Below are 13178 nucleotides of genomic sequence, written 5' to 3' on the forward strand. Positions count from 1 at the left end.
GCGACAGCCTGGACATCCGCATCGAGGACACCGCGCCCGAGGCCAGCGACGACTCAGTAGTCACCGAGGAAGATACCTCGGTCACCTATGATGTCCTGAGCAATGACGATCAGGGGGCGGATGGTTCCAGCCTGACGTCGGCCAGTCTGGCGGCCGGATATGCGGGTGCCGGGACGGTGAGCATCGATCGGGACACCGGTGAAGTGACCTTCACCCCCACCTCTGGTTTCGAGGGTGAAGTAATCATTGACTACACCATCGCCGATGCCGATGGCGATACCAGTGACGCCAAGTTGCATGTGACGGTCAACGAGGATTCCAAGCCCGTGCTGTCGTCGCTTGTTGGTACCGATGGCGTGGTCGATGAGGCGGGCTTGCCAGACGGCAATCGTCCGGGTGATGGCTCGAATGTCACCAGCGGCACCTTCGGTGCCACCGTGGGTGGCGACGGACCGGCCAGCCTGACGATCAATGGCGTGGCAGCCAATGATGGCGGCACCTTCCAGGGAGAGTATGGCACGCTCGAGGTAACCGATAACGGCAATGGCGAATACGGCTGGGTCTATACCCTGACCGAGAACTCCACCGAGCATACCAGCCAAGGAACCGGCATCGACGGTGTTCAGGATGTCTTCGATATCGAGCTCGCCGATAGTGAGGGGGATACGACCAGTGGCGCGCTGAATATCGATATCATCGACGATGTGCCGAGGGTGGGATCGCCCACGGGTCAGCTCACGGTCGCCGTCAGTGAGCAGAGCATTGGCGACCTGGAGGCTCGTTGGGAGAATATGGATACCACTGGAGGTTGGTACAGCGTCGATCAGTACCGGGGCGAAGATGGTGTGTATCTGCGCTGGGGGAGTTACGCTGACGCCCGCTCTGGGTATGACTTTGAGTATGCCGATGGCGTGACAAGCAATACTGGCGTGACAACCGACTCTCTTTTCTCTCTGGGAACTTTAACTCACAACAATTTCCCGATTTCTGGCTACTCCGATATTCTTGAAACCATTGATATGGTGGTAGAGTTCACCGTAGATATCGATGGGGTGTCTCAGACTGTCGAAACAACTGTTGGCCTGAAGCACACGGAGACGGGGGGCGGATATTATGACGGTAATTATTATTCCAATGCCCCAGATAAGATAGAAATCACCAACCCCGATCAGCAGCAGACCATCACCGTCGGCGATCGGGAGTTCGTACTCAGCATCGAGGGCTTCCGGGATGAGGATGGTGAGCTGGTGGATACCGTCAGGACCTATGAGAACGGCTCCACGTCCTTCGATCTCTACGCCAAGATCTCGTCCACCGATGACCTGCCGACTTCGTCCGGCACCATCGCCGACGATATCGAAGGCTGGGGAGCGGACGACCTGGCCTCCGGCGATAGCCTGGTCTGGCAGGGGGGCATCCAGAACGGCGTCATCCAGGGCGATTACGGGACCCTTACGGTGGCCGAGGATGGCAGCTATACCTATGAGCTTGGCCGAGATGTCCGCGATGGCATGGACGTGGGCGAAACGCTGACGGACGACTTTACCTACACCCTGACGGACAACGACGGCGACCGCGTACAGGGCAACCTGGAAATCACGCTGAATGGTCAGGCCAACAACGTGCAGATGAGCACGCAGGCCTCGTCCGCCCGGGGGCTCGGGCTGCTGAACTTCGATGAGATCAGCCTGGCGCCGGAAAGCGAGCCATCGACGACCGATGTGCCCGCGTCCGGGAATGGCCGTGGCAAGGCCGAGGGACATGCCAAGGGGCGCGGCGGCAAAGAGTCGGCCGATACCGATGACGGGCAAGCCCTGCTGGCCGAGGATCTGCTGACCGATGGCCAGGACGACCTGTTCGTGAATGATGAGCCGGCGCCCGTGTCCCAGCCGTCCGACGTGAAGGACAATGGCCAGCAGGGGCCCGCGGTGGGCCCGAGCCATGATGACAAGGTGTTCGACATTCCGCACAATCCGATCGACTGAGGGGCGGGTTGCCTGGATGAAGAATCGCGAGGCTGCGCTGCACTATCGAGGGAGGTGGAGGCAAGGCGATGTATGTGAAACGTGATGGGGAAGGCGAGATCCTGCTGGTCAGTCGTGAGCTGACCCCGCAGTGCGACGAGTATCTCGCCGCCGATTCCCGCGAGCTGCTGGACTTCATGTTCGAACAAGAGTCGCGCAATGACCTGGCGCATTTTCAGGCGTCCGACCTGGCGTTCGTGCGGGTCCTGGAGGATGTCATCGAACTGCTGATGGACAAGGGCGTGATCCGGTTCACCGAGCTGCCGGAGGCGGCACAGCAGAAGGTCATGGAGCGCCAGTCGATGCGCCATCGTCTCAATGGCCTGCACCTCGTGGCGGACCAGGATGAGGACGACGGCGTGATATGACGGCCGGTGCCTTCCCGCCATGCCTGCGCCAGCCGCCGACCCCAGGGTCGGCGGCTGGCGTTGACGGCTAGCTCTCCGGCATATCGCTGTAGCGAACGCCTGGGCCCGTCACGCCGTCCAGGCCAAGCTCGAAGAGGGTGCGTGTCTCGTCCTCGGATTCGACGCCCTCGGCGATGGCGAGCATGCCCAGCGAGTGGCACAGCGTGGCCATGCCGCGCAGGATGGTTTGCTGGTTGTGGGCGTCCTGTATCCCCTGGACCAGGCTACTGTCGATCTTCAGGTAGGCCAGGCCCAGGTCATGCAGGTCGGCGATACGGGTAAACTCGGCTCCGACGTGTTCCAGCCCCACCTTGCAGCCAAGCGGGCGCAGCTCCCGACACAGGCTGCGGAAGCCATCCAGTTCGCGTATGGCCTGGTTGCCCGGCAGTTCGAGCCACAGTAGGTGGGCGATCTCCGGCCGCGCATGGAGTCGGGATCTGAGCTCCAGCACGAAGCGAACATCCCGAATCGAGGCCGCCGAAAGGTTGATGCCCACAGCCCGGCGGTGGTGGGCAATATCCTGCAAGGCGGCGTCCACCACGGCGAGGTCCAGCGTCGCTTCGAGCCCCAGTCGAGAAATCCAGGGAATGAAGACACCAGCCGGCTGCCATTGTTGCTGAAGGCGCAGGCGGGAAGGGCACTCGAAGTGCAGTAGCTTTCCCTGCTGATCCAGTACCGGGTAGTGGGCCAGGTAGACGCCCTCCTGGATGGCATCGCGCAGTGCCGCTCGCCATTCGGCATGACTGGTGAACAGGCTCCTGGGCCGTTTGTCATCGACGATGGCGAGACGGTGATGTGCGTGAGTTTCGGCCATGGAGAGCGTGCCATCGAGTTCCGCCAGGAGGGTGCTGCGTCGGTCGCCTTGCGCGTAGTGGCTGATCGCGCCCGGCAGTGAGAGGGGGCTCTCTCGTTGTTCGGCCAGTGCCTCCAGGCGTTGGCGTATCTCCCGATGTGCAAAATCCAGGTCGTGCAGCCCGGGCAGCAGCAGCGCAAAGTCACGGCCGTTGAGTCGCCCGGTCAGCCCGCTGCCATGTATCTGGACCAGTTGCTCGAGCGATCCGACCAGTTCTCGCAGCAGCACGTTCGCCTCATCATGGCCGAGTTGCTCGTTGAGTTGCTCCAGGCGCTCGACGCGGATCAATGTCAGGCAGCCGCTGGCCCGGAAGTCCTGGCTCTCCAGGTGGATCTGTAGCTGAGCCAGGAAGGCCTCGCGGTTCAGTGCCTCGGTGACGGCATCGTGCTGCAGGCGACGACGCAGGGCGTCGAGCTGCTGGCTCTCGCGGCTGAGCATTCCGCCCACGTCACCGGCCAGGCGGTTCATGGCCTCGACCACCTCGCCCAGTTCCCGGGTGCGTGGCACCTCGGAGGTGGAGAAACGGCGCATGCCGATATCCTTGGCCTGTTCGACCACACGATGGAGTGGGCGGCGGATGCTGCGCACCAGCCACCAACCCAGCAGCAGGCTGATCAGACCGGCCAGCAGGAACCACCCCGTCAGCTTCCAGGTGCTCTGCCACAGTGAACGATAGGCGTAGCTGTGCTGGCTCTCGACGGTCAGGGAGCCGAACTGCTGCCAGCCGTCCTGTATCACCGCGACGCCGGGGGCCACCTGGAAATCGACCAGCTCGACGAACCAGCTCGGTACGTCGCCGATCGCCTCATCGGCCTGGCGCGACTCGATGATCTCGCCATCGGGGGCGCGCAGCTCGATGCGACGGTAGTAGCCGGTGTCGAACTGGGCGGCGATCAGCAACTCGAGGGTGACGGCGTCCTTGGGCATCTGTGTCATGGTCAACGCCAGCGCATTGGCATTGTCGGCATTCTTGATGCGCACTTCCTGCTCGATATAGGCACGACTCGTGGATACGCCGATCAACAGGCTGGCCCCGAAGGACAGCAGCACGAGGCCCATGATGATCAGCCAGAGCTGCTTGATGAGTGACATGCATTATCCTCCTTGGATGAAACCCTGTCGTCGCATGCGGTCGATGGCGCTTCGCCAGCGCGAGAGGCGCGCGAGGGGGTCGGCGCGAGAGCGGCTGGAGCCGCCGGCCCACAGGCCGCTGCCGTTGAAGCTGAATAGCGGGTCGAGATCGGTGCGTCGGCTGGCCGGCGTGATCGACGTCACCAGATTGTCCAGCACCATGGGTTCCGCGCCGGGCGAGGCATAGTAGCCGAGCACCATGTGCGCCTGGGTGATCCGGCTGCGGCCGATGCTAGCCTTGACGTAGATCAGTCGCAGCTGTGACTCGGGCACGTCCAGCTCGCGCAGCGACACGTACTTGGCGATGGTGAAGTCCTCGCAGTCGCCGGCGCCGCGGCCCAGCGTCTCCAGCGGCGTTGCCCAGTAGTCTTCCTGACCCCAGACCCTTTCATCTTCCAGCCAGCGCACCCGGCGGTTGACGAAGTCGTTGACTCCGCGCAGCTGGGCGTCGATGTCGGCACCCCTCAGCTCGTCGAGCATCGCCAGCCATTCTTCCAGCACCGAGACGCCGTTCTCGCCATAGGCCTGACGCATGCTGACGCGCAGGCGCGCACGGTCGAGGCGTGCCTGAGCGTCGGCGGTATGCAGGCCCAGGACGCCCGCCGTCAGCAGACCGCCCAGCAGGGCCAGGCAGCGCCGGCGGCCGGGCGATATCGGGCCGGGGCGAAGGGCGTCGGACATGTCGTCCCGCTAATGAAGGATGGTGGCCTGCATCTTAGGCGGGTAGTGGCATCAATGCGAGAGCATGAATCGCGCTCAGGCGCGTCCCGGCCCTTGCCAGAGCCGCAGCCGGCCCAGCCAGTCGAGGTCGGCGGCCGCGCGCCGCAGGTCGGTCGCGGCATCATCCAGATCGAGCGCCTCCGGTGCCGCCAGATACAGCGACACGTCGATGCGATCGTCCAGGTAATGCAGGTCCAGGTCGATGCGGGCCCGCCAGGCCGGGGAATAGCCCCAGGCATCGTCGAGCAGCGACTCGACATCGTCACGCAGCGGCAGGCCCGGGCGCCGGCTGTGCTCGGTCTGGCCTTCGTCGTCCTCCGGGTCGATATGGAAGGTGATGTCGGCCAGATGAGGCATGGCCTCGCGCAGTCGGCGGCTGACGGCATTGCCGATCTCGTGGGCCTCGGACACGGTGACCCGCGGTGGCACCACGATATGCAGGTCGAGCAGGGCGTCGCCAGCGATGCGGCGGGTGCGCAGCTCGTGGACGCCATGGACACCGGGCACCGTCTCGGCGGTGCGCTTCAGCAGCGCCTGCTCGTCCTCGGGCAGCGCCGTGTCGATCAGCTCCTGGCTGGACTCCCACAGCAGGCGCCCGCCGATCCGGCCGACCATCACGCCGACGACGATCGCCGCCAGTGCGTCCATCCAGGCGTACCCCAGCTGGGTCGCGACCAGGCCGACCAGTACCACCAGGGTGGAGAGCGCGTCGGAACGGGAGTGCCAGGCGTTGGCCTCGAGCAGGCGTGAGCCGATACGCCGTGCGGCGCGCATCGTGTAGTGATAGATCGCTTCCTTGGCGAGTAGCGAGGCGAGCGCGATGGTGATCGCCCATCCGCCGGGGGCGGGGACCGCGTCGCCGCCGATCAGCCGGCCCAGGCTCGCCCAGGCGATGGCGCCGGCGACGAAGATCAGCACGCCGCCGAGCCACAGCGTGGCCAGGGTCTCGATGCGGCCGTGGCCGTAGGGATGTCCCTGATCGGGCGCCTGGCGGCCAAAATGCGTGGCCGCCATCACGAACAGATCGGTGAGGATGTCGGAGAACGAGTGAATGCCGTCGGCGACCAGTGCCGCCGAGCCCACCATCAGGCCGGCGATGAGCTTGGCCATGCCGACCAGGAAGTCCACCACCGCGCCGACCAGCGTGACCTTGTGGGCTTCCCGAGCCTGGGTGGCTCGCTGTTCGTGGCTCGGGGTCATTCAGGCTCTCCTGTCGGCGCTGGGGCGACGCTCCCTGTCACCCCACAGCATACGACAGCCGGGCTATATCCTGCCGTGAACGTGGCGTACCGGATTGGCGTACTGGGCCAGCCACCAGTCGCGCAGTTCCGCCGGCACCTCGGCCAGGCGAGCCTGGAAGCGGGCGCGGTCGGCGTCGGTGACCTCGCTCAGGTCGAGCAGCTCCGGGGCGTCCCCCAGCGCCTCGAGGGCCAGGTAGTGACTGGGGAAGAGGTGATAGCCGCCCAGTACCTGGCGGTCGATCTCCGCGGCGACCGCCTCGGGGCTGTCGAAGTCCGCCGAGAGCGGGGTGCCGAAGCGCAGGTGCACACGGCCCTTCTGACCGGTGATGCCGGCTACGATGGAGCGGATGTCCTCGAACTCGCTCTTGTCGTAGCCGCCGCTGGTGTGCACGGCATGCAGCTCGCGGGCCTTCTGGACGTCGCAGGGGTCGTACTCGTAGCTGATCGATACCGGCACCACGCGCAGCTCGGCGATGGCCTCGCCGATGCCGGCATCGCGGTCCTCGCTGCGTCGCGCCATGCTCAGCATCTTGACGATCGCCGGGTCGGTGCCGTCGATGCCGTCCTTGGCGCGGCCTTCGCGCTGGGCCATCCAGATCGAGTGGTTGTCGCCGGTGATCGAGTGGCGGATATAGGCCGAGAGCTTCTGATAGGCGGCCAGCATGGCGCGCTTGCCGCGGGCACTGCGTGGCACGATGAAACTCTTGTTGAGCCGCATCAGGTCGGTGACATAGGGCTTCTGCAGCAGGTTGTCGCCGATGGCGATGCGCACCGTGTTGCGATCCGCCAGATAGAGGGCGTAGTTGACGAACGCCGGATCCAGCGAGATGTCGCGGTGGTTGCCGATGAACAGATAGGCCGTGTCGGGTTCCAGCCGTTCGAGGCCATCGACGCGAAAGTCGGTGGTCGAGTTGCGGATCATCCGCTGCATGTAGGACGCGATGCGATCCTGGAAGCCGCGAACGGTGGTGACGCCGCGCACCTCGCGGCGTACCGCGGCGCTGGCGATGGCCCGCGACAGTCGCGGCATCCACCTGGCCAGGCGCGGCAGGCGGAAACGGGTCAGGGCATCGAGCAGTTCCGGATCACGGGCGAGGCGCTCGAGGACCTCGGGCACTTCGTCGTCATGATAGGGCCGAATCTCGGCCCAGGGATCGTTGTCGTGTTGGTCTTGCATGGTCGTCATGAGCGCGGGGCCGTGTCGGTCAGGCGGAAGGGGTGGCCTGGCCGGCCTGGGCTTCGCCGCCCAGCCAGGCCAGCAGGCGCTCGATGCCGTCGGCCAGCGCCTGGGTCATCAGCATGAAATCGGTTTCCAGTCGCACCAGGGCGTCGTCGCCGTCGTCGGTCTGGCCGGCCTCGTCGATCAGGGCGTCGTCGAAGCGCAGCGACTTGACCGCCAGGTCGTCGTGGAGCACGAAGGTCAGCCGGCCCTCCAGGCCCAGCGCCATCTTGCTGGCCTGGCGGCCGCTCTCCAGCAGCTGCTGGATCTCGTCGCTGTCGAGGTCGACCTGGCGGGCCCGCAGCACGCCGTCGTCGCCCTTGGCCTTGAGCTCGACCTGGTCGCCGAGTGCCATGTCCTCGGGCCGGGAGGCGGCATCGCCGAGCCAGGTGGTCATGGCGCGCATCGGCAGGGTCTGGCTGGCCAGTGGCGTGACCTTGAGGCTGCCCAGCGTCTCGCGCAGCAGATCGAGCAGCTCCTCGGCGCGCTTGCGGCTGCTGGTATTGACGGCGATCAGGCCGCGGCGGGTGTCCCACCACAGGTCGACCTTCTGGCTGCGAACGAAGGCTCGAGGCAGCAGTTCCTCGTAGACCTGCTCCTTGAGCGTGAGCTTTTCCTGGCGGCGCAGCTTGCGGCTCTCGGCGACCTCGATCGCCTCGACGCGCTCCTCCAGCTCTTCCTTGACCACGGCGGCCGGCAGCAGGCGTTCCTGGCGCAGGGCGGTGATCAGGCGCTGGCCCTGCAGCTCGTGGAGCAGCTGAGTGCCGGCCCGTCCGGCGGGGGCGCACCAGCCGAGGCGGCGCGCCTCACTGCCGCCCAGCGGGCGAAACGCCTGCTCGCCGAGCGCTTCCTCGAGGCGGGCGGCGTCCAGCTCGGGCGCGTCGTGCAGGCGATAGAGATGCAAGTGCTTGAACCACATGAATGAAGCGTTTCCTGGGCGAAAAGGAGGCACATTATGGCGAATGGGGAACGGGGGTGCCAGCACGCGAACGGCATCGGCTTCAAACTGCTGTTTGAATGTCGGCGGCGGGCCTGACTAGAATCGGTTTTCCTTCTTTCATGGTCCCGGGAGATTCTCATGGCTGATCGTCGTTCCACCATTTCGCTGCGCGTTCGCGGCTACCACCTGGACGGCTACGGCCACGTCAACAACGCCCGCTATCTGGAATTCCTCGAGGAGGGGCGCTGGAGCTTCTTCGACGAGCGCCCGGCGCTCGGCGAGGTGGTTCGCCGGGGGGAGGTGGCCTTCGTCGTCGTCAATCTCAACATCGACTACCGGCGTGCCGCCACGGCCGGCGACGAGCTCGAGGTCGTCACCGGCCTGGCCGAGCTTGGCAGCCGCAGTGCCCGCATGCACCAGGACGTGCGCCGGGCGCGTGATGGCAAGACCGTGGCCAGCGCCGACATCACCTTCGTGCTGCTGGACGTGGCCACCAACAAGGCGGTGAGCATCAGCGGCGATCTGTACGAGGCTCTGGCGCCGCTGGTTGTCGAATGAGGTGCCGCGGCGGCACGAGAAGGCGTCAGCGTCTCCTCTGGCGGGGTATCGCCGTCGCGGCATGCCAGGACGCCGTGAACGGCGATGGCCCGTCAGACCGCTGCTTTGCGGCGCCCGGAGTGGTATGATGCTCGGCTGAAATGGCGCGCCGTCTCACGGCCAGACGGCGCGCCAACCTCTTGCAGTGCAAAGGATTCGACGACCCATGGGTGACATCGCCAGAGAGATTCTGCCAGTCAACATCGAGGACGAGCTCAAGCAGTCGTACCTCGATTACGCGATGAGCGTGATCATCGGCCGTGCGCTGCCCGACGTGCGCGATGGCCTGAAGCCGGTCCACCGCCGTGTGCTGTACGCCATGCACGAGCTGGGCAACGACTGGAACAAGCCGTACAAGAAGTCGGCGCGCGTCGTCGGCGATGTCATCGGTAAGTACCACCCTCACGGTGACAGCGCCGTCTACGACACTATCGTGCGCATGGCCCAGGACTTCTCCATGCGCCACGTGCTGGTGGACGGCCAGGGCAACTTCGGTTCCATCGATGGCGACAACGCCGCCGCGATGCGTTACACCGAGGTGCGCATGGCCCGGCTCGCCCACGAGCTGATGGCTGACCTCGAGAAGGACACGGTCGACTGGGTCGACAACTACGACGGCACCGAGCGCATCCCCGACGTGTTGCCGACCAAGGTGCCGAACCTGCTGGTCAACGGCTCCTCGGGCATCGCCGTGGGCATGGCGACCAACATCCCGCCGCACAACATGACCGAGGTGATCGACGGCTGCCTGGCGCTGATCGACGATCACACCCTGACGGTCGACGACCTGATGGAGTACATCCCCGGTCCGGACTTTCCTACCGGCGGCATCATCAATGGCCGCGCTGGCATCCTCGAGGCCTATCGCACCGGCCGCGGGCGCATCTACGTGCGCGCCCGTCATACCATCGAGCATGACGACAAGACCGGTCGCGATCACATCATCGTCACCGAGCTGCCGTACCAGGTGAACAAGGCGCGGCTGATCGAGAAGATCGCCGAGCTGGTCAAGGACAAGCGCATCGACGGCATCGCCGAGCTGCGCGACGAGTCCGACAAGGATGGCCTGCGCGTCGTCATCGAGGTCAAGCGCGGCGAGTCCGGCGAGGTGGTGGTCAACAATCTCTTCGCCCAGACCCAGCTGCAGAACGTCTTCGGCATCAACATGGTCGCCCTCGAGGGCGGCGAGCCGCGCACGCACAATCTCAAGGAAGTGCTCGAGGCCTTCATCCGCCACCGCCGCGAGGTGGTCACCCGGCGCACCCTGTTCGAGCTCAAGAAGGCCCGCGAGCGGGGTCATATCCTCGAAGGTCTGACCGTCGCGATCTCCAACATCGACGAGGTGATCGAGCTGATCAAGGCCTCGCCGAACGCCGCCGAGGCCAAGGAGAAGCTGCTCGGCCGCAGCTGGTCGCCGGGTCAGGTCACCGGCATGCTCGAGCGGGCCGGCGCCCACTCCTGCAAGCCCGAGGACCTGGAGGAAGGGTTCGGCCTCAACGACGCGGCCACCGAGTATCGCCTCTCGCCGGCCCAGGCCCAGGCGATCCTCGAACTGCGCCTGCATCGCCTGACCGGCCTCGAGACCGAGAAGCTGCTCGACGAGTACCTGAAGATCCTCGAGCGGATCGCCGAGCTCACCGAGATCCTGGCCAGCGCCGAGCGCCTGCTGGAAGTGATCCGCGAGGAGCTCGTCGCCGTGCGCGATCAGTTCGGCGAGGCGCGTCGCACCGAGATTCAGGCCAGCCATCTCGACCTGTCCATCGAGGATTTGATCGCCGAGGAAGACATGGTGGTCACCGTGTCCCGCTCCGGCTACGCCAAGACCCAGCCGCTGTCCGACTACCAGGCCCAGCGTCGCGGCGGCCGCGGCAAGTCCGCCACCTCGATGAAGGACGAGGACGTCATCGAGCATCTGCTGGTGGCCTCGACCCACGACACCGTGCTGCTGTTCTCCAACCGCGGCAAGGTCTACTGGCTCAAGGTCTACGAGATGCCGGCGGCCAGCCGCGGCTCGCGCGGCAAGCCGCTGGTCAACCTGCTGCCGCTGGACGAGGGCGAGTCGATCAACGCCATCCTGCCGGTGCGCGAGTACGATCCCGAAAGCTACATCTTCTTCGCCACCGCCAAGGGCACCGTCAAGCGCACCAGCCTGGAACAGTTCTCCCGGCCGCGCAGCGTGGGCCTGATCGCCATCGAGCTGGAAGAAGACGACCGCCTGGTCGGTGCCGCCATCACCAGCGGTTCGGACCACGCCATGCTGCTGTCGTCCAACGGCAAGGCAATCCGCTTCGAGGAAAACGACGTGCGCGCCATGGGCCGCACCGCCCGCGGCGTGCGTGGCATGAAGCTGCAGGGCGGCGCCGAGGTGATCAGCCTGATCATTCCGCAGAGCCAGCGGATCGACACCGAGGGCGAGGACGCGTCGGTCGATAGCGTCGAGGACGTCAATGGCAACGGCGGACAGATCTACATCCTTACCGCCAGCGAGAACGGCTACGGCAAGCGGTCCCGCCTCGAGGAATTCCCGCTGCGTGGCCGCGGCGGCCAGGGCGTGATCGCCATGCAGACCAGCGAGCGCAACGGCGCCCTGGTGGCGGCGATGCAGGTCTACGGTGCCGACGAGATGATGCTGATCACCGACCGGGGCACCCTGGTGCGGACCCGCGTCGACGAGGTATCGATCAGCTCGCGTAACACCCAGGGCGTGATGCTGATTCGCCTGGGCGAGGCCGAGTCGCTGGTCAAGACGGTGCGCATCGACGAGCCCGAGGAAGACGCGGCGCCCGCCGAGGACGCAGAGGGTGACGAGAGCGGCGCCCCCGATGCCGAGGCCGGCGGTGAGCCGTCGGCCGCGGACGACGAGCAGTAATAGCTAACGGAACGACAACGCTGATGACACGCCATTTCAATTTCTGCGCCGGCCCTGCTGCCTTGCCGCAACCGGTGCTGGAACGTGCCCGAGACGAGCTGCTGGACTACCAGGGGCGCGGTCTCTCGGTGATGGAGATGAGCCATCGCTCCGCCGAGTTCGTGGCCATCGCCGAGCAGGCCGAACGCGACCTGCGCGAGCTGCTGGCGATTCCCGACAACTACCGGGTGCTGTTCACCCAGGGCGGGGCGACGCTGCAGTTCGCTTCCGTGCCCTTCAACCTGCTGGGCCGGGGCGGCAGCGCCAATTTCGTGCATACCGGGATCTGGGGCAAGAAGGCCATCGCCGAGGCGCGTCACCTGTTCGGTGCGGCGCCGGTGGTGGCCTCCAGTGAGGCGAACGGCCACAGCGCTGTGCCACGCCAGGCCGATATCGCGCTGACCGATGATGCCGCCTATCTGCACTACACCGCCAACGAGACCATCGGCGGTATCGAGTTCGATTACGTGCCGCAAGCGGTGCGCCCGGACGGCACCGAGGTGCCGCTGGTGTGCGACATGTCGTCGAGCATCCTGTCCGGGCCGCTCGATGTCTCGCGGTTCGGCGTCATCTATGCCGGTGCCCAGAAGAACATCGGCCCGGCGGGCCTGACGCTGGTGATCGTGCGCGACGATCTGCTCGACCAGGCCTGCGCCGAGATGCCGAGCCTGATGGGCTACAAGGCACAGGCCGAGGCGGGTTCCATGGTCAACACCCCGGCGACCTACGGCTGGTACCTGGCCGGTCTGGTGTTCCAGTGGCTCAAGCACGACATCGGTGGCCTGGTGGCCATGGATGCCCTCAACGCGCGCAAGGCCGAGAAGCTCTACGCCGCTATCGACGGCAGCGACTTCTACTCGAACCCAATCGCCCGGGCCAATCGCTCGCGGATGAACGTGCCGTTCGTGCTCGCCGACGACCGGCTCGACAAGGCCTTCCTGGCGGAATCGGAACATGCGGGACTGCTGAACCTCAAGGGCCACCGCAGCGTCGGCGGCATGCGGGCCAGTCTCTACAATGCCGTGCCCGAGGCCGCCGTGGACGCCCTGATCGACTTCATGGCCGACTTCGAACGACGCAACGGGTGAGGTGGGGGCGGGCGTCCATGCGGCGCCCGCCCTCGCGCCTGATATCTCCG

The 13178-nt window shown here is 65.8% G+C and carries 10 protein-coding genes; 5 read left to right on the forward strand and 5 right to left on the reverse strand.

The features are described from left to right. Positions 1–1985, forward strand: a 1985-nt coding sequence (locus C9J49_RS06940) for an Ig-like domain-containing protein (RefSeq protein ID WP_181454256.1), incomplete at its 5' end; no start/stop codon positions are given. Between the two features lie 68 nt (positions 1986–2053). Then, on the forward strand, positions 2054–2392 hold the full coding sequence (locus C9J49_RS06945; RefSeq protein WP_107181775.1) for a tryptophan synthase subunit beta like protein: 339 nt from the start codon (positions 2054–2056) through the stop codon (positions 2390–2392). 67 nt (positions 2393–2459) lie between these two features. On the opposite strand, the gene C9J49_RS06950 is transcribed toward C9J49_RS06945, so the two are convergent. From C9J49_RS06950 to C9J49_RS06970, 5 genes are all read right to left on the reverse strand, one after another. Further along, entirely contained in the window at positions 2460–4376 is a 1917-nt protein-coding gene (locus C9J49_RS06950) for an EAL domain-containing protein (protein ID WP_107181776.1), read from the reverse strand. A gap of 3 nt (positions 4377–4379) precedes the next feature. After that, positions 4380–5096, reverse strand: coding sequence for a transglutaminase-like cysteine peptidase (locus C9J49_RS06955; RefSeq protein WP_107181777.1), 717 nt, complete (start codon positions 5094–5096; stop codon positions 4380–4382). A 75-nt stretch (positions 5097–5171) separates the two neighbouring features. After that, positions 5172–6335, reverse strand: a complete 1164-nt coding sequence (locus C9J49_RS06960) for a cation diffusion facilitator family transporter (RefSeq protein ID WP_107181778.1) — start codon at positions 6333–6335, stop codon at positions 5172–5174. Between the two features lie 63 nt (positions 6336–6398). Next, positions 6399–7553 carry a 1-acyl-sn-glycerol-3-phosphate acyltransferase gene (locus C9J49_RS06965; protein WP_107181779.1) on the reverse strand — a complete coding sequence of 385 codons (1155 nt, stop codon included), beginning with the start codon at positions 7551–7553 and terminating at the stop codon, positions 6399–6401. A 28-nt stretch (positions 7554–7581) separates the two neighbouring features. Beyond that, the gene (locus tag C9J49_RS06970) at positions 7582–8514 is read right to left on the reverse strand and encodes a recombination-associated protein RdgC (protein WP_016856473.1); all 933 of its coding nucleotides are present in this window, start codon (positions 8512–8514) and stop codon (positions 7582–7584) included. Positions 8515–8673: 159 nt separating this feature from the next. On the opposite strand from C9J49_RS06970, the gene C9J49_RS06975 reads away from it, so the two are divergent. From C9J49_RS06975 to serC, 3 genes are all read left to right on the forward strand, one after another. Beyond that, on the forward strand, positions 8674–9093 hold the full coding sequence (locus C9J49_RS06975; protein WP_046078524.1) for a thioesterase family protein: 420 nt from the start codon (positions 8674–8676) through the stop codon (positions 9091–9093). Between the two features lie 205 nt (positions 9094–9298). Further along, positions 9299–12001: a DNA gyrase subunit A gene (gene gyrA, locus C9J49_RS06980; protein WP_107181780.1), complete on the forward strand. Its 2703-nt coding sequence runs from the start codon at positions 9299–9301 to the stop codon at positions 11999–12001. A gap of 23 nt (positions 12002–12024) precedes the next feature. Beyond that, positions 12025–13128, forward strand: a complete 1104-nt coding sequence (gene serC / locus C9J49_RS06985; RefSeq protein WP_107181781.1) for a 3-phosphoserine/phosphohydroxythreonine transaminase — start codon at positions 12025–12027, stop codon at positions 13126–13128. Positions 13129–13178: the final 50 nt, after the last annotated feature.

This window comes from Halomonas sp. SL1, assembly GCF_003030865.2.
Classification (GTDB): domain Bacteria; phylum Pseudomonadota; class Gammaproteobacteria; order Pseudomonadales; family Halomonadaceae; genus Halomonas; species Halomonas halophila.

Coding starts and splice junctions, on each gene's coding strand:
- C9J49_RS06975 (WP_046078524.1), top strand. CDS start 8,674: ATGGCTGATCGTCGTTCCACCATTTCGCTGCGCGTTCGCGGCTACCAC.
- gyrA (WP_107181780.1), top strand. CDS start 9,299: ATGGGTGACATCGCCAGAGAGATTCTGCCAGTCAACATCGAGGACGAG.
- serC (WP_107181781.1), top strand. CDS start 12,025: ATGACACGCCATTTCAATTTCTGCGCCGGCCCTGCTGCCTTGCCGCAA.
- C9J49_RS06945 (WP_107181775.1), top strand. CDS start 2,054: ATGTATGTGAAACGTGATGGGGAAGGCGAGATCCTGCTGGTCAGTCGT.
- C9J49_RS06960 (WP_107181778.1), bottom strand. CDS start 6,335: ATGACCCCGAGCCACGAACAGCGAGCCACCCAGGCTCGGGAAGCCCAC.
- C9J49_RS06955 (WP_107181777.1), bottom strand. CDS start 5,096: ATGTCCGACGCCCTTCGCCCCGGCCCGATATCGCCCGGCCGCCGGCGC.
- C9J49_RS06970 (WP_016856473.1), bottom strand. CDS start 8,514: ATGTGGTTCAAGCACTTGCATCTCTATCGCCTGCACGACGCGCCCGAG.
- C9J49_RS06965 (WP_107181779.1), bottom strand. CDS start 7,553: ATGCAAGACCAACACGACAACGATCCCTGGGCCGAGATTCGGCCCTAT.
- C9J49_RS06950 (WP_107181776.1), bottom strand. CDS start 4,376: ATGTCACTCATCAAGCAGCTCTGGCTGATCATCATGGGCCTCGTGCTG.